The organism is Verrucomicrobiia bacterium, from assembly GCA_019634625.1.
Lineage (GTDB): Bacteria > Verrucomicrobiota > Verrucomicrobiia > Limisphaerales > CAIMTB01 > CAIMTB01.
In genome coordinates this window covers 113,703-135,147 of record JAHCBA010000015.1, presented here as the reverse complement: position 1 = coordinate 135,147, position 21,445 = coordinate 113,703, and the positions used below count along the sequence as shown (strand labels likewise).

The following is a 21,445-nucleotide window of genomic DNA, read 5'->3' as shown; positions in this document are numbered from 1 at the left end:
TCCCATCGATCCATGCACACCCAACCCGTCTGCGTCTTCCGGTCTATGAACCTCGCCTCCCTGTTCGGCCTGCGAATTCCCAACACCCTCGACTCCGCCCGGGTTTGGCGCGGAGGGGGATTGATGGCCGTCATGGCCGCGACGGTGGTATTGGCCGCGGGCGCGCTGCCGGTGCGCGGGGCGGCCAGCGCGGTGCCGCCGGATTTCATGACCTACCAGGGGTTCCTGGTGGATGCCAACGGCGTGCCGCTGGCGGGCACCAGCCCCGCCAACTACCCGGTGGTGTTCCGGATCTACGATGCGTCGACCGGCGGTGCGCCGCTCTGGTCCGAGCAGCAGATCGTCACCGTGGACAAGGGGCAGTTCAGTGTGTTGCTGGGGGAGGGGAGCGACTTCGGGAGCGAGGTGCGGCCGCCGCTGTCGCAGGTGTTCACCTCGGCCACCGCTTCGGACCGGTTTATTGGGATCACCGTCACCATCGACGGGACCACGACGGAGATACTGCCGCGGCTGCGGCTGCTGCCGGCGCCGTATGCATTTCTCGCCCGGCACGCCAATGCCCTGGTGGACAATGCGGGAGCGCCGCTGGTGGTGCCTGGCAGCGGCAACATCGTTGTGTCCGGGGCGGTGAATGCCAGCGCCTTTGTCGGGAACGGCGCGGCCCTGACGGCGCTGGATGCCGGGAACGTCACGTCGGGGGTGTTGAATGCCGCCCGGATTCCGAATCTCGACGCCTCGCGCATCACCACGGGGGTGTTTCTGTCGGACCGCATTCCGAACCTGTTCGCCAGCAAGATCACGGCCGGGGTACTGGACAGCGCACGGATCCCGAATTTGGACGCCTCGAAGATTGTGTCGGGGACATTCAACACCTTTCTGATCCCGAACCTGCCCGCCTCGCGGATCACCTCGGGAACCCTCGATCTGGCGCGGATCCCCGGGGAAGTGCTCCGGTCCACCACGGGCAGCGGCCTCACGTTCCAGGTGGCCGCCAATTTCACGCGTCACTACGAGAACACGGACAAGTCCAGGACGCTGACCATCTTCCGGTCGAACGGCGGAGGGCATTTCCGACTCAACGGCACCCACACCCACGGGAGCGGGGAGCGAACCGCCACCTACGACGGGGACAGCAACTGGGACTTCGGTTCAGACCGGCGCCTGAAGAAGGACATCGTGGATGTCGAGCCCATGCTCGACAGAGCCCTGAAGGTGCCCGTGCGCCGGTATCGATGGAAGGACGAGGACGCCTCGGCGACGCACAAGCTGGGTGTTATTGCCCAGGAGGTGCAGCCGCTGTTTCCTGAGATGGTTGGGAATTTTCAGGATCCGGACACCGATGCCACGACGCTCACGGTGGGGTACAGCGACTTTGGGGTGATCGCCATCAAGGCGATCCAGGAATTCAAGGCGCAGTACGATGCGGACCTGGCGCGGCTGAAGGCCGAAATGGCCGACCTCGCGCGCGAGAACGCCGAACTGCGGAACCGGCTCAACCAGGGATCGGGTTCGGCGGGGCGTTGAGGGCGCAACCCCAGGCTCAACCGGATCCATGAAACGGCGCATGAGACTTCTTCAATTTCTGGTGGTGGGAGGCGCCGCCCTCGCCGCGGCGAGCACGGGTCGAGCCCAGGTCACCAACCCCCGCCCGGTGCCGCCTCTCGAGGTACGGCAGGACGCCACCGCCTACAACCTGCAATCGACCAACGGGGTGCCCCTTTCGACGACGCGGGGGGACCCTCCTGGTTCCGACGGACGGGGTCCGACGCTGGCCGAACAGTCGGCCGACGACCTCACGCTGCTTCCGGCCACACCGCGGCAGTTCTCGGCGGCGATCGTATTCGGGGCGGTGGTGGCGCCGCGAGGAACCAATCTTAGCGCGGGCTTGAACTACGCGCAGAACGCGGGTGCGGCGAATCTCGACCTGCCGCGGGCGGAGAGCGGGGGAACGGTGTTGGCGGTCATGACCACGGCCCGGGTGGGCTCGCCGATTCTGAGCCGCCAGGTGGCGTTTCTTTTCGGGGCGGTCATTCCGGTGCCCGACCTCGATGTGGATGGGGAACCGCTGGCGCCGGGGGTGGTGCGGCAGGACTACTGGCTTCCCGAGCCGCACCGACCCACCACGTTGGGCCGGCACGAGATTATCGATCTTGGGGGACTGGCTTCCCGGCTGAGCGCCGCCGGGGACCCGGTTTCGGCGTACCTGGCGGGCCGCCTGGAATCCGACACCCTCGCGCTGCTGGCGACGCCGGGCGAGCCTCTTCGGGACCTCCTGGTCCGCGACTTCAACAACATCATCAGCGGCCCCTCGATCTACACCGCGGCGCGATTCACCAATGTCGTGCTGTCGGTGGAGACTCAGAACCTGCGGCCGGACAACATTGCCGAGGCGACTCCGGCGCGGGTGAACCGGCTGTTGATCGAGGATGCCCTTGGGGCTCTGGTGGCACGGACGGCGGGCAACTACTACTGGAGCCCGCATGCCCGGGCGGTGTACGCGATTCAGCCGGGGCCGGTGGACATCGTCTGGAAGCGGAGCGTGCCCCGTTCGGAGCCGCCGGACGATCTTGCCAGCAATCCCGGGCGCTACTCGTTCGAAGCGGGCAACTACTACACGCTGTTCGCGACCCGCTACATCGTTTCCGGGAGTGCGGTGAAGCCGCCGCGGAAGATCTACTGGACCGAGGAATCCTTCCGGACCACGGGCAAGCCGGTGGCGGTTCCGGCGGGGCGGATCGGGGTGATTAACGTCGTCAATAACAACAACTTTCCCGAGCGGGTGGCGCAGGCACACCGGCCTCTTGGGCAGACGCCGTTGATTTCGGACTCATCGCAGCAGCTCGAGGAGAAGCGAACGCTCTGGTACGACAAGCAGCTTCGACAGATCCTGGCCTACAACGTCGAGGGCCGGGTGCTGGTGGAACTGCTGGGGGACACCGAGGCGAACGGGCGCACCCGACGGCCCCTGGGGGTGGAAATCGTGGACGTTGTCAGGGAACCGATCCCGGCCGATGTCACCACTGAACTTGGCGAGATTCTCACGGCCTACCCGCCCGAGGAGGGGCAGGACGACTCGGCGCTGTACCCGGAGCCGATCGACACGACGGGACCCAGCTTCTATTTCCGGCAGTTTGTCGGAGCGAGCGACCGGCCGGTGCTGCATGCCATCCGCGAGACGCGCAATGTGAACGACCTTCAGGTTCACTGGCTTGAAGTCGGCCTCGAGGGGCTGCGCTGGCCGTTCCGATTCGTCCGGTACCGTCAGGTGTGGCCGGATGAAGTCGCGAAGTACAGTCACTATGTGCGGCCGTTGGTGGCCACCGAGGCGGAAGCCCGGGCCACGGCGGTGCCGTTGCCGGCCGAGAATGCGCCCCTGATCGACTATCAGGATCCTCTGGACCAGCCGCGGGGAAAACTGACCGAGACGTTTGCCTATTACTCGTTTTTGAGTGAGGCGTATCCGGCGCACCGGGCGCTGCTGCGGTTCAGCTCTGCCGAGTACCTTCGGTTCGAGCGCGTGTACTCCTGGCTTGACCGCACCCTCCTCGGCCACGGGTCGTTTGCCGGTTCCGTCGCCACCAACCTGGCGGCGTGGGATCCCGGATTGGGCCGCCACGATTTCCCGTCGGAGTTCAACGCGCCGCGGGTGTATCCGGATACGGCTGAGGTGGGCCGTCGGATCAACGCACCGCCCGGGGAACTAGCGGCGGCCGGCGACTTCGGGTACCTCGCGGGATACATCCACCAACCGTCCGGGGATTCCTTTCATATCGGGGCCTATGGGGATCCGTTTCAGGCGGGGTTCGAGGCGGCGGCGCGGGGGGCGATCATTCCGGTGAACGTGATTCCCGGGCGGGATCGCCTCGAGGTCTGGTGGTTCCGGGGAAATGCGCCGAACCTGACGCAGGGCTTCAAGCCGATCTACTGGCCCTCGGCGATCGGGCGCTACACCCTGGTCTGGCCCCCGGCGCCTTCGGAGATTGTGCTGGCCAGCAACGATGGCAGCGGGCCGCTTCCGAGCCTGGAGGCCAAGGGTCGCATCTACGTCCAGAACGACCGGAGTCTCCCGGGCTATAACCCGAACGAGGAGCATGCCCTCATGCAGGGGGGGCAGGCCTTCGCCTTGCGCGACGACCTGAACATCACCTCCGGGTCCGATTTCTCGTCGCTGCCCTATGTGCTGCTCGATTACACGGAGGCGGACGATCGACCGGCGATGCGGGTGTTCCGCGTCCGGCGCGAACGGCCCGAGACGGGTGACACCTTCGATTACACGGTGGTGGCGGGAACCGTCCTCCAGCCGCCGATGCCGCTGCCGCTCCTGGACAAGCCATTTGCGCCCCGGCTCATCGGGGCACCGCCGCGAAGTCTCAACCGGGAGATTGGGGCATGGACCGTGGCGTCGTCGGCCCTGGCGTCTGAAGTCGATGTTCCCCTGGTCGAATTGACCACCGTCGAGGTGCATGGATTTCCCACCCATCGGTTGCTGACGTTGCAGGATCTGGAAACGACGCCGTTCACCCGGGCCACGGTCTTTCCGCTGACCGTGGATTACGGGGCAAAGACGCTTCGCGGGGTGATTCCGCGGCAGGCGCCGGACACGATCGCGACCTGGGGTGGCGATCAGGCCACGGGGTTTGCGAGCTGGCGGTTCGCCATCGAGGACACGGCGGGTCTGGCGGATGGCGACGTGCTGGTGCTGGTGGATCCGCAGGCGAGGCAGCACTGGAGGGTTTCGGTCAGCGAAACCAACGAAGTGGCGGGTTTGCATTACGTCGAGGTGAACTTCCTGAACTCCACGGAATTCGGGCAGGGCACCAACGCCACGGTGCTGGTGCGGCCGACGTCCGGGCTGGCGGCCGGGGCGTACACGAACTGGCGGCTGGCCTTCGAGCCGCTGCCGGAGACGATTCCGAGCCCGGACCTGCGCGACACCTATGCGTCCTTCCTGTTCCAGGATCGGAAGGGGAATCTCTGGGTGTACCGGGGTCCGCACGACGAGGCGGACACGGCGACGCTGGGGATGCAGTTTTATTACAAGACCCTTCCCGGGTTCCATTTCCCCAGCCTTTCCCTGGCGGCCCAGCCGCCGGCCGGCACGATCACGCCCTACCTGCGTGCCCAGAACCCGGACGGTTCCTACGTAGGCCATCCAGTGTACGGGAATGCGCTGCATCCGCAGGACGGCGATGACAACCCGCTGGTGGTCACGTACTCGCCCGTTTGGCCACCGAATGCACCGGTGTTGCAGATGGCGGAAACCCTGACGCTCCCGAAGCGCGGGCTGCCGGCGGTGCGGGGTCAGACCAGCCTCGAGATCCTGTACCAGCAGTCGCAAGTCCTGGTCGGCGAATCGGCCGAGTCCGTGGTCCTCCACGATCCGACCCGGGAGAAGGTGTTTGAACTGGGGCCACGCGATGGTGCGGCGATCCTGGGGGCCATTCCGGATTCCGTCCGCAGCCAGATCTTTCGTGGGCGCACCTATTTTCCGAACCTGCCACCGCACCTGGCGGAACGGTTTTCCCTCGATCCGAATCGCGGCGAGAACGGGGCATTGGTCCTCGCGGGGCAGTTCGTGGACGAGGCCCTGGGGGATGATTATCTCCTCCTGAACGTGCTGGGGATGCGTGACGTGGATTACCTCAAGGACCTCTGCCTTGGGGATGATCCGGCCAAGGAACGTTGGGACGCAGCGATCGACGGCCTGACCACCCGGATGGAGCTCTTTGTGGAGAACCCGGGGCGTCCCGGAACCTACATCCCCTCGACCTCGGTCCCGGTGGGTCCCCGGGCGCTGGCGCGGGTCACCAACGACGACATCGCGGTGGATTCCTACGCCCTGACGGCCACCGGACCCGGCACGGGCTATGTGACCCTGGTTGCCGGCAACGGACTCGCATTCACCCCGGTGGGCGAGCCGGTGAGTCTGCATATCGTGCGTGTGGTGGACACGCTGTACCGTGGCGAACTCAAGATCGTCGCCTCCTCGAACCCGCTGAACGAAAGCCTCACCCTCCAGCAGGTCGTCGATCTGGCCGGTGCGGCCGAGGATTTCAACTTCGAGTGGAAGATCGCGTCACCGGTGGATGGGCTGCCCCCGGTGGTGTACGAGACGACCGCTGTGACCCTGCTGGGTTCGGGCACCTGGCAGCACGTTCGGTTTCCTCTGCCCGGCGATCAGCCGGCGGCGGTGAAGGGAATTCCCGCCCACCGGGTCAGCGCCGACGTGGTCAACCAGGTGTTCGCCATCAGCGGGATTCCGTTCGCCACGGTCAGCCGGGAGGACGACCTGTTTCGCTTCGACATTTCGGGCGGGACAGCCGCGAGCCTGGCGGTCGGCAATGCGGTTGTGCTTGGTGACGCCGACGGGCAGCAATTGTTCGGTACGGTCCATCCGCTGACCACGGCAACACAGGTGGTGGTGCAGATCGAGCCCGGACAGCCGCTGGCCCTGGGGACCTTCGCGGTGGTCCGGCTCCACGAACGCGCCGTCGCGGGGCAGCGGCAGAGCCTGGTGTTTCGCGAATTCACTCGGGCGGCAGGCGCCCCTCCGGCCGAAGTCTGGCTCAGTCTGGATCTCGATCCGGCGCTGGGGGCGCGGGTGTACCTCGACGGGCAACTGGCGGTGACCGTCAACCTCGAAGACGGCAACACCGCACCGTCCACGGCGCCTGCCAACCTGTCGCCCCTGACCCGGGCCTATCGTCTGGATGGAGCGCTCCTGGCGGGAGGCACCGCCCAGTCGGGCGGGCAGATCCGGCACCTGGCGACCCTCGAGTTGTTCTCGACCGCCATGCCGAACGCCCCTCAGGCGTTCAACCTTCGTATCGAGATCAACGAGCTGGTGGATGTGACGGACGTGGGCTGGTTGCCGCTGGATGCCATCCGGTATCCTGACGGGGTGCGTGCGGTGCTCGGGGGCACGGCGGATGTGCGGAGCCTGGCCGACAACTATGTCATCATGCGTTACCAGGCGCGCGATCCCGGGCATGCCTCGTTCCGGCCGACTCCCGGGGCGCCGTTGGAGAACGCGGCGTGGTCGGCGTGGACCCGTCCCCAGCTGGCGGAAGGCTGGATCAAGCGGGTGCTGGCCGGGATCAATCCCTTCAACCAGCGGATCACCGACCTCTTCAACAACTCCCTCAACACGGATGTCAGCATCCTGGCCCAGGCGGGACCGCGTTGGGAGGGGGATGTGGCGTTGAATCTCGACACCATCAACGACGCCGGCCTGATCGAGATCTACGAGACCGTATTGAACCGGGGGAAGATGCTCAGCATCGGGGGCGGCATCAATTACGGACCGGCCAACGACGCGCTGCTGCTGGCCGCGGGGTATCTGAACGACCTCTACATGATGCTTGGCAACGAGGCGTGGGCGGATGCCGCCAACCCGACCATCGGGATCGGGACCAAGGATCACACGTACAGCGACATTGCCACCGCGCTGTTCTCGTTCCGGGGTCAGTTGCCGTCGCTTCTCGAGGAGGAGCTGGCGTTGTTGCGCGGGCGCGACGACTTCCTGCTGCCGGGCGTCGAGGTGCGGCCGGTCTATAACCGGCTGATCTGGAATTACACGCGCGGCATCGACGCCGGCGAGGTGGTCTATGCCCTCAACTACAACATCCTCGACCAGAACCAGGATGGGCGGGTGGATGCCGACGACGCCCGGCGCCTGTATCCGCAGGGGCACGGGGATGCGTACGGGCATTACCTCACGGCCTTGAAGGGATACTACGGGCTGTTGATGGACACCGATTTCGATTGGGTTCCGAGGATCGAGGCGGTGACGGTGCTCGGGCAGCCGGTGTCGGTGGACTACCAGGACGAACGGAAGTTCGCGGCGGCGGCGGCGGCGGTGGCGCGGGCGGGGAAGCAGATCTTCGACCTTACCTGGAGGCGGGATTACCGGCCGGGCGCTGATGCCGGGTGGGAACATCTGGCCCAGACCCGGGTGAACACCACCACCCGGTCGGTGCCGACCACGCGGTACTGGGGCACTGATCATTGGGCGTCGCGGACGGGCCAGGGGGCCTACCTCAACTGGGTGGTGGGCAATGCGATCCTGCCTGACATCGATCCGGATCCGTCGCACGAGGGGGGCATTCAGCAGATCGACCGCACCACGGTGCTGGAACTTAGGGAACTGCCGGCTCTGGCGGCGAGCCTGCAAACGGCGATGGACAATGCGGAGGCGGGATTGACGCCGCTGGGTTTGCCGGAGGGCACCGTGCCGTTCGACATCAATCCCTCGGCCGTGGTGGGCGTGAACGGGACGACGCACTTCGAGCAGGTGTACGAGCGGGCCCTGGCGGCCTTGCGCAACGCCCTGGCGGCCTTCGACGACGCCAAGGACGTCACCCGGCAGATGCGGTCCGAGGAGGATTCGCTGGCGGATTTCCGAACCACGGTGAACCGGCAGGAGCTGGCCTACACCAATACGCTGATCGAGCTGTACGGGACGCCGTACTCGGACGACATCGGGCCGGGCAGGACGTACCGGCAGGGTTTCGCCGGGCCGGACACGATCCACTACATGTACGTGGACACGCCCGAATTGCGGACCAGCCTGCTGGATCCCCAGCAACCGGCGGTCTGGCGGATCGACACGCAGACCTTCCGACTGGGCTGGGTGGATTCGGACGGCATCTCGGACTTCAACTGGATCACCAAGGCCCGGGTCAACGGCGTGGACGGTCCGCTCGATCCCGCCTACGAGGCCAACGATTCGCTCTCGGTGGAGTACACCCTCGCCCCGCACGGGTTCTTCGATAAGCCCTCCTCGTGGACCGGACGCCGCGCCTCGCCGGGCCGGATCCAGCAGGCCATCTCCGACATCATCAAGGCAAGGAACGCCGCCTATCTGGCCCTGTACGACCTCGACGCCACGAAGGGCGACCTCGACTGGGCGATCAAGGCGCTCGAGCGCAAACGGGATTCTCATCAGAAGGTCCGCGACTGGCAGACCGCCGTGGTGACGCTCGACCGGGTTACCAAGACCGCCCGGCTCGCCTACAACATTGGGGAGAAGTACGCCGACCAGACCAAGGAGCAGGTGCTCGACCTGACCGACGCCATCGTCGAGGCGATCCCCGAGAACTTTGTGGCCGGCCTTGCCGTCGGTGGGGATCTCACCGCCCCGGCGCGGGCGGCAGTCAAGGCGGCGGGGGGCACGGTGAAGAACGTGACGGGCTGGGCGCGGGTGATCTTTTTCTCGCTGATCAGTGCGCTGGAGTTTGCCAACGAGACCAGCAAGGAACTGATTGAGTTCACGCAGATCGCACCGGAACAGTGGGACCAGGAACTGCGCGAGGCGACCAGTACGCTGCGCAATGCGGTTTACGGTGTGCAGAACAGGCTGCCCACCCTCAACCAGCGGCTTCAGGAACTGGACGATGCCCGGCGCCGTTACCAGGCCCTGCTCGCGGAGGGAGACCGCATCCAGCAGGAACGCCAGATCTTCCGGCAGCGGGCCGCGGCGGTGATCCAGGGATTCCGGACGCGGGACGCGGCATTCCGGATCTTCCGCAACGAGAAGCTGGAACGTTACAAGAGTCTGTTTGATCTCTCCGCCCAGTACGCCTTCATGGCGGCCCAGGCGTATGACTACGAGACCGGTCTTCTCCACACCGCGGCCGGGAAGGACTTCATCCAGCGGATCGTGCGGTCCCGGGCGCTCGGGGTGATGAACGGGGGTGTTCCCCAGTTCGCCGGCAGCAATACCGGCGATCCCGGACTGTCGAGCGCCCTCGCCGAGATGCAGGCCGACTGGCTGGTGCTCAAGGGCCGGCTTGGATTCCGCAACCCCGATGCCTACGGAACCACGGTGTCCCTGCGGACGGAGAACCTGCGGATCCTGCCGGGGATGGAAGGGGACGCGAACTGGAAGGATTACCTGGCGCGCCATCGGATGCCCAATGTGCTCGACGATCCCGATGTACGGCGTTACTGCCTGCAGATCGACGCCGGCAACGGCCTTCCGGTGCCGGGCATCGTCCTCGAATTCTCCACCACCGTCGCGGATCGGTTGAACCTGTTCGGGCGCCCCCTGGCGGCGGGAGATCACGCATTCAGCCCCAGTTCCTTCGCCACGAAGATATTCGCGGTCGGCGTGGCCCTCGAAGGGTACATCGGGATGGCGGATCCGGCGGCCAACAGCGGGGCCGTCAGCTTTGGCGGTGGCACGTCGCCCGCAGACCCGTCGCTGGCCTTCCTGAATCCACGCGCCCTCGCAGCCACGCCCTACGTGTACCTGATCCCGGTGGGACTCGATTCGATGCGCAGTCCGCCGCTGGGCGACTCGAGTGCCGTGCGCACCTGGGCCGTGGAGGACGTCACCATCCCGCTGCCGTTCAACATCGGAGCCTCGGCCTTTTCCAGCCAGCCGCTCTGGCAGTCGCGGGAGTCGCTGTCGGAACCGCTCTTTGGCGTCCGCAAACACCAGGCCTTCCGCCCGGTCTCGACGTCGGCCCGGTTCCTGCCCGATGTGTACGGGCAGGGCGGGTCGCTGTTGTCCTCGCAGTTCACCAACCGGCGTCTGATCGGCCGGTCGGTTTGGAACAGCCGATGGAAGCTGGTGATTCCCGGCCACACGCTGTTGCACGATCCCAACGAGGGCCTCGAGCGCCTGATCCAGTCCGTGCATGACGTCCGGTTGCACTACGTGACGTATTCGTACTCGGGGAACTGAACGAACCGAATTCTTCTGCCCATGAACCCTGGCGAACGGCGACTGGCCAATGGCGAATCGGGGAGTCCGGTTCACGGCGGCATGAGGCATCCCGACATTGGACCCTTTCCCTGCTCATGAAGACCCTTCCGCTTCCTCCGCCCCTGCTGCCGATCGTGCTCCTGCTCGCCTTCGGGATCGGCGAAAGCCGTGCCTACCCACCCGCGCCCCATCATGTCGTCTTCGGGACGATCCGGGATGAACTGGGGCGTCCGCTGAACTCGATCCGGGCGGAGGTGCTTTTCGAAGCCGCCTCGGGAACGGTCGTCTCCACCCGCATCAATCCGGTTCTGGGCGGCGGCGTGAACTACTCCCTCACCATCCCGATGGACGCCGGCCTGACCATGGACCTGTACCGGCCAACCGCCCTGCGCCCGTTCGTGCCCTTCCTGATCCGGGTCCGGATTGGCACCGCCCAGTTCGTTCCGATCGAGATGACGGGCGATTACGCGACGCTGGGTCTGCCGGGAGGGCGGACGCGGCTGGATCTGACGCTGGGCGAGGATACGGACGGCGACGGCCTTCCGGATGCCTGGGAGCGGGCCCTGATCGCCCAGTTGGGAGGCGGTCTGACACTCGCCGACATCCGGCCCGACGATGACCTCGATGGGGATGGTCTCACCAACCGGATGGAATACCTGGCGGGGACCCACGCCTACGACGGCGAACATACCTTGTCGCTGAAGGTCGCGGGGGCGGTGGAGGGGCGGGTGATGCTCGAGTTCCTGGGGCTGTCGGGTCGGACCTACGCGGTCGAGATCGGCAACTCCGTGGGGGAGTGGCGGACCGGCCGGTTCCTGGAAGTCCGATCGGGGGCGATGATGGCTGAATACATGGCCACCGATCTTCGCAACGTGCAGGTGGAGGTCGAATTGCCATCCGCCGATTCAGGCGCCCACTTCTTCCGCCTCCGCGTGCAATGATCCGCCTGCCGGTCAGCGTTCCGATCCCGGGAGCCCTGTTCAGGGGATCTGGTGCCGCCGCAGCGGGACTGGTTCTGGCGGTGATTCTGGCCTGGGGCTGTTCCCGTAGGGAACCCGCCCCGGAGACCCCTCCGGCCGAGGCCACCATGGCGGAGCTCGAGTCCACGCCCGAGGGACTGCGCCGTCCGGGCGCGACCAACCTCTACACCGGGTGGCTGATCGCGCGGTATCCATCCGGGGAACTTCAATCGCGCTCCGCGATCTCCAACGGCCTGCTGGCGGGGATTTCGGAGGGATGGCACACCAACGGTCAGATCCAGGTGCGTGAGCACTTCGTGCGCGGCGTGTCGCACGGGGTGCGCGAGAAGTGGCATCCCGACGGCACCCGTCAGTCCGAGGCGACCATCGTCGAAGGGCGCCTGCACGGAACCTTCCGGCGCTGGCACGAGAACGGGCGCCTCTCCGAGGAGGTTGAGATGCGCGACAACCGGCCGGTGGGAACGGCCCGGGCCTGGGATCCGGACGGTCGTCTGCGCACCGAGGTCCGGATCGGGTCGGAGTCCGCCGCCATCGCCGGGGCCGCCTCGAGGGAAGCACCCCATGGCCGAAATCCCTGATTCGCTCCGACGGACCTTTCGGCACGCCCTGCTGTTCGTCGCGCTTGCCGTGACGGTGGGATTGGGGGCTCCCGGGGCCCGGGGTGCCGGATCCACGGGTTTCCGCTACCAGATTCCGCACGCTTCCCTGGGCGGAGGAGGCGGGCACGCCGGCAGCGAATCGTTCGCCAAGGTGGCGTCGATGGAGTCGCTCGGGGGCGCCGCTCAGAACTCCAGCGGACGCTTCCACGTGCGGTTGGGCCATGCCGCCCAGGCCAACCATCCGCCTCGGGCCGCAGCCCAGGAGATCTTCCTGACCGAGGGTACTGTCGCGCCCATTGCGCTGGCCGTGGTCGATGTGGATGGCGGCCCGCTCACGTTCGAACTTGTGTCCGGACCCGAGCGCGGGACGTTGGGCGGCACCTTCCCCGAGGTCCGGTACACGCCGGCCGCCGGGTTTCGCGGTACGGACCGCTTCACCTACCGGGTTCGGGATGATCACGGTCACCTGGCAACGGCCACCGTGACGTTGCAGGTTCTCCGTTCCGACAACCGCGCCCCGATCGCCGTGGATCTGGCTTTCACCACCGATGAGGACACCCCGGTGGGCGTCCGGCTTCTGGCCGGGGACCCGGATGGGGATCCCATGACATTTCGGATCGTCACGCCCCCCTCGCTGGGGCGCCTGAGCGGGACGATGCCGTCCCTGGTGTATGCCCCATTCCAGGATGTCCACGGGACCGACACGTTCACCTACGTGGCGACGGACGGATTGCTGACGTCGGCGCCGGCAACGGTGCGGATCGTCATCCGGCCGGTCAACGATCCGCCGGTGGCGGGGTCCATGAGCGTGACGCTGTTGCAGGATGGGGCGGTGGGGTTGGTGTTGGGGGCGATCGATGTGGACGGGGATGCGTTGCGGTTCGAGATCGTGACTCCGCCGGCGCACGGGGTTTTGAGCGGCACACCGCCCGGGGTGGTGTACCGGCCGAACGCGGGATTCGCGGGCACCGACCGCTTCGAGTTCCGGGCCCATGACGGGCAGGCGGCATCGGCCTTGGCGACGGTGACGCTTCGGGTCCTGGCGGTGGAACCAAGGGAACCGCGGTTTGAAGGCGGCGTGGTGGCCGGAGGATTCGCGCTGCGATGGAGCGGCCTGCCGGATGGAGGGTATTGGATCGAGACGTCGCTGGATCTCCGGGGCTGGGAGGTGCTGACCAGCGGGACGGTGACCGGCGGCGTATTCGAGTTGATCGATCCGGAGTTCGCGGAGCGGCCGTTCCGGTTTTACCGGCTCGGCAGAGGCATTTCGGGGGGGATCGATCCTTGAATGCAGGGGAGGTCCATCGATCGGGATCGATGAGGGGGTGAGGCAGCGTGCGGATGCCGCGTCGAGGCCCGCGGCATGGAGTCCCGCGACCTGTTCGTCGCAAAGAGGCTGTCCAAACAGGGCCACTTCATCCATCCGGCCGGGGAAGAAGGCGTCGGCGTCACCATGTGGGTGATGGTCAGGGGCAGGTGGGGGTTGTTCAGATCGCCCGCCCCGAGACAAGCTGTTCTGAGCAGAAGATGGAGGCTGCCCAGGGCCGTAAGATAGTTGCGTCCCTTCGGATAGTAGCGGCGAAACACTTCCAGCCCGCTGCTGTCGAACGCGTCGCAGTTCCACTTGCACTCGATGGCATCCACCTGGTCACGGCGACGCGCCAATACGAAATTCGGAGCTTCTCCGGATCCTGCCGCAGAGAGGGCACGCGCCAGACGACGAGGTCTTCCGGCTCCGACTGAGCCAATCGACTCGGTTGCGCGGTGCTGCCGGGCTGCGGGCTCCACAAATCACGTCATCTGACGCATGGACGTTTCGATCGAGGATCTGCGAGGGTGCATCAAGCCCCAAGGTCTCCGGTGAAAACCCCATGTGACAACAAACAGGCGCGGACGGATAGCGGGTCAGGTGGAGGATGGGCCCGCACGGGTGGAGAGATCGTGGAGGCATCCGGGAAGCGGTGCATCCCCCAAACCGCGGGGATCCGTCATGGTCGCAAGTCGATCGATCTGCGGAATGAGACGGGTGTGGGCCTGCTTCTACTATCCGTTACGTGTCTGGTCGTGGTCGGTTGCTCCACTACGCAGACCGTGTCACTGGCTAGAGCGACGGCGCCTGCTTCGGCGATTGCAGGAACGTCGGTGATCGTTCTGCCGCCACAATTGCGGTACGAGCACATTGAGACCGAGGCGGTACTGGACGGTGCCATGTTCCAGGAGGCCGATGTCCGAACGAGCATGATGGAGGCGGCGATGCGATCGCTTCGGGAGGCGGGATGCGCGGTGGTTCAGGCTCCCACATTGGGATCCGGTGATGGTGCATCGGGATGGGATGGACTTGTGGCCAGGTCCGTGGAGTTGCTGCGTCCGGGCGGGCCGGGCCGGGCCATTGCCGAGTTGTCAGAGGCATCTGGCCATGATCCGGGGCGCGTGGTGCTGGTTCATCATGTGCGGGTCAAGGTGGGGCCTCGGGGAACCTGGGATCCGAACTCGGGGGCCATCACGTCGCCGATGAGCAGCGCGCACTTCCGGGCAGCCCTGATTCGGTGCATGGACGGTGAGGTGTTGTGGAGAAGCGAGGTGTTTCTGCGTCAGGTGCCGCGTGCGGGAAACCGAAAACATCAGGAAGCCATTCAGTCACTCTATTCATCCACATTGCAGGAGACTGTGCCATGAGCATCCATCTGATCCGATCCGGCTGTTGCTGGACATCATTGGCCGCAGCGATGGTCGTCCTTGGCACAGGGTGCCAGGCGCCGCGCCAGCCGCTCCATCTGAGTGCGGGATTCGATGCGAGGGCAGTGGACCGGATCGTGATTCCTCCGGTCGTGGACGCCCGGCCTGACAGCAGGATCGACATCAACATCGACAAGTGGACCCGGAACCAGGCGAGGCGGGTCCTGAAACAGAAGCGGTACACCGTGGAACTCTGGGACGGCCAGGCGGGTGACACGACCTATCCGGAGGAGGAACTGATCGATCCGTCGCCGCAGTTTATCCAGTCGCTTGGCCCGGAGGACGCCCGTTGGATCATGATCTTCAGCGTCCACGACGTCACACGCAAACTCACCTTTGGCAGCACCGGCAATGCCGAGCTCGCGGCAATCCTCGTGGACAAGCAGGAGGGTTTGCTGGTGTGGCGGGACAAGGCGATCGGTCGTGCCGGACAGGGGGGACTGATCGGAATGCTGGTGGTTGGTCTCGTCAGTCAAGAGGCGATTCAACAGGCCACCTACAAGATGATCGAGACGATCCCAAAGCGACCGCGACGATGACTCACCTTGAGGCGGGCTTTGGCGCATGACAGGCGATGCTCACGGCTCAGGTGGTGACACTCAGGGCTCCTCCTTCCCCCACACCCAGTGGACGCGGATTCTGAGGGTGATTCAGGAGGGGGAGGGGAGGGAGGCCTGGGGGGCGTTGGTGGCGTTCTGTGAGGCGTACCGGCCGGCGGTGTATGCGTTCCTCCGCCGGAACGGGTGCTCGCATGAGGTGGCGGACGACTGGACCCAGGATTTCTTCGCGACCCGGATTCATGCGCGGTGGGAGGACCGCGAGGGGTTCCTGTTCCGGGCGGACCGGGAGAAGGCGCCACGGTTCCGGAGTTTCCTGTCCCACGTGTTGTGGGATCACCTGAAGGAGAGGGTCCGGCGCGAGAAGACCGTCAAGGCGGGCGGGAAGGTGGTGTGGACGGCGCTGGAGGGTCTTGACCCGGGGGACCCGGAGGCGGAGGAGCGGCTGAGACGGGCGGCAAGCGAGGAACTGGACCGTCAGATTGCCCTGGAGGTGATCCGCCGGGCTGCGGGCCAGACGACGCGGTCGCATTATCTGCTGGAACATTTCCGGGGTGAGTTGTCGCAGGCCGAGGCGGCGGGACGGCTGGGTATTTCCGAGGAGGCATTCAAGCAGGCGTACTTCCGTTTTCGCAGTCGTTTTCCTGCGCAATTGCGCCGGGAGGTGGCGCTGCTGGCCGGGCCGAGGGCCGGGGATGTCGATGATGAGATCCGGTACCTGATGTCGCAATTTTCCCGAAGTTCTTCGTTACCCGATCGGGACGGATTGCGGAGTGGACAGTGACGGGGCGGTGTCGGTGAAGCCGGCGAGGTCCCGATCGAATCATGAGATCCTGCGAGACCTGCGGCACTGAGATGGAGGCGGACCACCCGTTCCGGGAATGTCCGGGGTGTTTGCTTGGGACGGCGTTGGGTGTGGAGGGCGGGGCGGGCGAAGGGTTGGAGGAGTCCGGGTTGTCCGGTGAACAGGGCGGGATGAGGCCCCAGGCTGAACGTCCCGGGTTTCGGCGTCGGGAGGACTTCTTTGGGAAGTACGACGTCATCGAGTCGCTGGGGAAGGGGGGCCAGGGGTGGGTGGTGAAGGTGTGGGACCGGGAGTTGCGGCGGTTCCTGGCGATGAAGCGGGTCCATGCGCATGGCGCGACGCCGGAAGAGGAGGCGGCGCTGGACCGGTTTGTGGCCGAGGCGCAGATCGCCAGCCAACTGCAGCACCCGGGGGTCCTCCCGATTTTCGACCTGGGGGTGGACCCGGACGGGCGGTTGTACTTCACCACCGAGTGGCTGCCGGACACGACGCTGGAGGGGGTGTGGCGGGAAGTCGCCTCAGGCAATGGGGCGGTCTGGACGCTCGAGGGTGCGGTGCGGTTGTTGGTGCGCGTCTGCGAGATCGTGGGCCACGCGCACAGCCGTGGCGTGATTCATCGGGATCTGAAACCTTCCAATGTGATGGTGGGCGCGTTTGGGGACGTGCGGGTGATCGACTGGGGCTCGGCCCATGCCGGCTCCGGGCACGGAATGGCCGGCGGCGGCGCGGGGGGCGGTGTGGCGACCGGAGTGGAAACGGACCGCGCCGAGGCAGGTCGGTCGGTCGGGGGTTCCCCATGGAGCACGCGGCGTTCGGGTCAGCCGGTGACCACGCTGTTCACGCCGCCGGAGGTGTTGTCGGGTACGGCCGGGCGTCCGGGTGCGACCGTGGATGTCTATTCGGTGGGGGTGATGCTGTACCACCTGTTGACCGGCCGACCGCCCTATTCGGATGCGGAGGGCCGATTGCCGGACGAGGCGGAACTGCGGCGACGCATTGTGGCGGGGCCGCCGGAGCCGGTGCGGCGGCTGTGTCGAGGGGTCAGTCGCGATCTGTCGGCGATCTGTGAGCGGGCCATGCATCCGGATCCGGGACGCCGGTATGTGTCGATGGAGGGCATGGCGGAGGATCTCCGGGCCGCGCTCGAGTGGCGCCCGGTGCAGGCGCGGCGTCCGGGTCCGTTGCTCGTTCTGCATCGATGGGCGCGACGCCATGCGGGCCAGGTGCTTTTGGCGGGGCTGGTCGTGGTGGTGGGGACGGCGGGGTTCGCGGTGAACCGTGGGCTCGCGGTGCAGAGGGACGTCGCCCGACGGATGGCGGTCGCGAACGATGCGCTGGGGAGGGCGGAGATGGCATCGCGGACGGGACGTTGGGAGGAGGCGCTGGAGGGTTGGGCGGCGGCGGAGGCGGCGGGGTATCGCGACGCGGTCCGGCTGGGATTGCGGCGGGCGGAGGCATGGACGGTCCTGTCGCAACCGGACCGGGCGGAGGCCGAACTGCGTCGGTTGATGCGGCGCACGGATCCTGGGGAACGGCGGGGCGAAGTGTTGTTGCGGGTTGGGGAGTTCGAGTTGTTCTCGCCGGGCACGCATGAGCAGGGGGTGGCGCGGGTTCGGGAGGCGCTGTCGATCGGGTTGACCGGCGCTGACCTGGAGTTCGCGTTGGGTCTGCTGGCGGAGACGACCCCGGCGGCGCTGGCTCACTTCCGCCGGGTTCTCGAGCTGAATCCGTTTCATCACGGCGCCCATCGGCACAGTCTGGGTCTTGAACATCTGCTGGGGCAGCACGAGGCGCTGGCCGGGCATCTGCGTGTGTTCAAGGCGCTGTTTCCGCAGGATCCCACCGCGACGTATCTCGAGGCCTCGGAACTGGCGTTGTTCGGGCGCCTGGCCGAGGGGGAGGCGTTGCTGGGTTCGGTGTCGAATGCGGTGCCGGCCGAGTTACTGCCGGGGTTGCGGCAGGGATTGCGGCTTCTGGAGATGGCGGCCCGGCATTATTCCCCCGAGGCGCGGCTGGGGGGAGATCTCACCGATCCGGCGGCGTTCGAGCAGTTGCTGGAGAGCATCGCCGGGATGTTGGCGGTGCGGCGGGACCCTGGCCGACGCCATGCGCTGTCGGATTTCCGGGTGCCGGCCCTGCCGAGTCTGCGGCTGGGGATGCACCGGGCCTACGAGGCGGTTCAGGCGCTGCTCCTGCCGTTGTGGGGCGATGTCGAAGGGAGTGTGGCCACGGTCCGCGAGAGCTGGCGGCACCATCCGGAGGCGCTGTTGCCGATGTTCGCCGGGAACGCCCTCGATGGGCGGCATCCCCGGGAGGGTTCCAGATCGCTGGCGCTGCTTCGAATGCAGGCGGGGCTTTTCGAACTCGCCGCGGATTCGGCGTCGGTTCTGCCGGGCTTGAACCGGTTGGCCCGCTACCGGGCGGCGGTGGCGTACCTCGAAATAGCGGAACGGGAGGGGGGCGATGGCGGTCCGGCGGGGGAAGCGTGTCGAACCCACCTGGGCACCGCGTTGCGCGCGCCGGAGGTGTCCGGGATCGAGGGCCGCGCCTGGTTCGGCATGGCCCTGGCCCTGGGCGAGCACGATCTCGCCGCCAGCGCCCTGAGGCACTGGGAAGGTGCCCATCCCGAGGATCCCGCAGTCGAACAGGCCCGGATCCGATTGGACCTGGCGACCGGGGCATGGAGCCGGGCGCTGCGCGGCCTCGACCGCTGGCTGATTCGCCATCCCGAGGATTCATGGGCCACCGCGCAGCGCGGGGCCGCCGTCCTGCGACTTCGTGAACTGATTGCGCCTGCTTCCGATCCCGAACTCTCCGAGCCATGAACAACCCTCCATATTCTCCTTCCCATCCGTTGTTGCGGCGATCCGGCCACGCTCCAGGCCTTGCCGGTCTGGCGTTCCTGGTTGCCGCGTCGATCCCCGTACCCGCTCAACCCGTTTTCCGGGCGAGCGATCTTCCGAGCCAGGTGGGGGCCTACTTCCGGGCTTACCAGAACCTCTCCGAAGAAGTGGACGTCTCGGATCGGGTCGGTGCTCCCGGCGGCCCTCATCGCTGGGATTTCTCGGAGCCCAAGGGAACCGGCGAGACGGTGGTGCGAACGGACATCGTGCCTTCGAACGACGGCGGTCAGGGGGCCCGCTTCCCCGTCGCGGAATATGCCCAACGCGAGACACGCGAGTCGGGCGGATCGAGAAGCTGGAGTTACTACCGCATCGTTCCGGGGCTGGGCCGTTCCTATTTCGGGTTCCAGGCTCCCGACATCAATCCGGCCCAGCCGGTGGTCGTCTTCGACGCCCCCACCGTCGATATCCCGGCGCAGGTCGACTACGGCCAGTCGTGGAGCCGGACGGTGAGGTGGGATGACCTTATCGACGCCGGCGTCTTCGTCGTGCGGGTCAAGGTTACCTTCACTTCCGAATCCGAGGTCGATGCCCATGGAACCGTTGTCCTGCCCGAAATCGGCGAGGTCCCGGCCCTGCGTGTTCACGAGTTGAACACCTATACGCTTCAAGAGCTGGACTTCGGACTGCCTTTGCCGCCGCAGCGCTTCCGGAATTACTACTGGCTCGTCCCTGGCATCGGGAGGGCGGTCGAGATCATTGCGGGTGGCCAGGAACAAGTGCCGCCTCCGGGCATCGGACTTGCCAGGACGCTGCGGCGTGTCTTCGAGGCTAGCGAGCTGTCACCCCCGGACGTCCCGAAATCGGTGAGCGGGCTGCGCATTCGGGTCGAGAATGACCAGGCGCTGATCCAATGGGATCCGGAGCCGGGCGCCTCCGGGTACTCGGTCGAATCCGCTCCCCAAGCCTCCGACGCCGAATGGCATGTGCTCGGGAGCCCGACCGTCCCTTCCTGGACCGCACCCCTCCCTCCGGAGCATTCCGAAGGCTACTTCCGCGTTCTTGTCCGGCCATGAAACCCGCTCGCACCGGGAGACCCCGTCCCGCTCCATCCGGTTCCGTGCATCCACAGGTTGACGGTGACGATGCCGCATTTCGGAGGGACGAGTTGAGCGAGTCCTCATCCCCTTGCTCCACAGGCTCGCCTGGCCTCGTGGAACTCGGCCCTCCGAAGCCAAGCTTTGCGAGGCTGACACCCTTACCGACAACTCGCGGATGCACCGCATCCGGTTTCACCCTGGTGGAACTGCTGGTGGTGATCGCGATCATCGGGATCCTTGCCGGGTTGCTTCTGCCCGTGCTGGGCATCGCTCGCGCCAAGGCCAGGGCGGCTCATTGCACAAACAATCTTCGCCAACTCGGTATCGCCCTGCGCCTCTACGTGGACGACGCCGGCGCGTTTCCACTCGCCACCACCGGACGCGCTTTGGGGAGCTGGCAGCGACCGCTGAGGGAGGCTGTCGGCGACTCGCTGCTCCAGTGTCCCCAACGGATCACCGCCGCGTGGGAACATGTGACTCTCTTCAAGTTCCCGGGGAGCCGCATCCACCCGCACTACGGGTACAACCATCTTGGAGCCGCGCGGCGAAGGACGACCGATCACAACCTCGGACTGGGCGGCGACTATGTCTGGTCCGACACGGGTGGCACCTACCTTGCCATGCCGGAGACCCGCGTCGTCGCGCCGTCCGAGATGATCGCCTTTGGCGACAGCGACGCAGCGATCGTCATCGGTCTGGATCCGGACGACCCGCCCGCGTATCGCGACCTTCTCCACGTCGCATTTCCCCATGACGTCCCGAGGCTCGGCCGGCCCGGGATCGGCAACTGGCATCGGGACGGGGCAATCATGCTCTTCGTCGATGGCCACACCGCCTTCGCCAAGCGCTCCGCCTGGGCCGCCCCCACCCCCGGCGCCCGCCGCCAATGGAACAACGACCATCAACCGCACGAGGAGGCGTGGTGAGAGAGCGCGCGGGACGTTGGGTCCCCGATGGCGCAGGGTTCGATGAGGGCGGGAGATACGATCGAAACTTCGTGCATATGCACGGAGGTTCGGGCGTTGCGTGTGGGGCGGCGGGCTGGTGTCGGACCTGGGGCCATTGGGGCGGGTTTCGAGACCGGGCGCGCCATTTTCACGTCGGCCGTAACCTC

Annotated in this window: 11 protein-coding genes; all 11 read left to right on the top strand. The window is 66.5% G+C overall.

What is annotated here, in order from left to right:
• Nucleotides 1-12 precede the first annotated feature (12 nt).
• The 11 genes from KF833_11215 (at nt 13) to KF833_11165 (ending at nt 21,257) form a co-directional block, all read left to right on the top strand.
• Nucleotides 13-1,524 (top strand): tail fiber domain-containing protein, encoded by a 1,512-nt coding sequence (locus KF833_11215; GenBank protein MBX3745866.1) that lies wholly within the window; start codon nt 13-15, stop codon nt 1,522-1,524.
• 40 nt (nt 1,525-1,564) lie between these two features.
• A complete protein-coding gene (locus KF833_11210) occupies nt 1,565-10,690 on the top strand; it encodes a hypothetical protein (GenBank protein ID MBX3745865.1) in 9,126 nt (3,041 codons plus the stop codon).
• Nucleotides 10,691-10,806: 116 nt separating this feature from the next.
• A complete protein-coding gene (locus KF833_11205; GenBank protein MBX3745864.1) occupies nt 10,807-11,652 on the top strand; it encodes a hypothetical protein in 846 nt (281 codons plus the stop codon).
• Nucleotides 11,649-12,269, top strand: coding sequence for a toxin-antitoxin system YwqK family antitoxin (locus tag KF833_11200; protein MBX3745863.1), 621 nt, complete (start codon nt 11,649-11,651; stop codon nt 12,267-12,269). The genes KF833_11205 and KF833_11200 overlap by 4 nt, the downstream gene beginning before the upstream one ends.
• Nucleotides 12,253-13,578: a tandem-95 repeat protein gene (locus KF833_11195; GenBank protein ID MBX3745862.1), complete on the top strand. Its 1,326-nt coding sequence runs from the start codon at nt 12,253-12,255 to the stop codon at nt 13,576-13,578. The genes KF833_11200 and KF833_11195 overlap by 17 nt, the downstream gene beginning before the upstream one ends.
• An 854-nt stretch (nt 13,579-14,432) precedes the next feature.
• Nucleotides 14,433-14,966: a hypothetical protein gene (locus KF833_11190; protein MBX3745861.1), complete on the top strand. Its 534-nt coding sequence runs from the start codon at nt 14,433-14,435 to the stop codon at nt 14,964-14,966.
• The gene (locus tag KF833_11185) at nt 14,963-15,565 is read left to right on the top strand and encodes a hypothetical protein (GenBank protein ID MBX3745860.1); all 603 of its coding nucleotides are present in this window, start codon (nt 14,963-14,965) and stop codon (nt 15,563-15,565) included. Before KF833_11190 ends, KF833_11185 begins: the two co-directional genes overlap by 4 nt.
• A gap of 25 nt (nt 15,566-15,590) precedes the next feature.
• The gene (locus KF833_11180) at nt 15,591-16,367 is read left to right on the top strand and encodes a hypothetical protein (protein MBX3745859.1); all 777 of its coding nucleotides are present in this window, start codon (nt 15,591-15,593) and stop codon (nt 16,365-16,367) included.
• Nucleotides 16,368-16,408: 41 nt separating this feature from the next.
• A complete protein-coding gene (locus KF833_11175) occupies nt 16,409-19,213 on the top strand; it encodes a protein kinase (protein MBX3745858.1) in 2,805 nt (934 codons plus the stop codon).
• Nucleotides 19,210-20,307, top strand: coding sequence for a hypothetical protein (locus KF833_11170; GenBank protein ID MBX3745857.1), 1,098 nt, complete (start codon nt 19,210-19,212; stop codon nt 20,305-20,307). Before KF833_11175 ends, KF833_11170 begins: the two co-directional genes overlap by 4 nt.
• Nucleotides 20,304-21,257 carry a type II secretion system protein gene (locus tag KF833_11165; GenBank protein MBX3745856.1) on the top strand — a complete coding sequence of 318 codons (954 nt, stop codon included), beginning with the start codon at nt 20,304-20,306 and terminating at the stop codon, nt 21,255-21,257. The genes KF833_11170 and KF833_11165 overlap by 4 nt, the downstream gene beginning before the upstream one ends.
• The last annotated feature ends 188 nt before the right edge of the window (nt 21,258-21,445 follow it).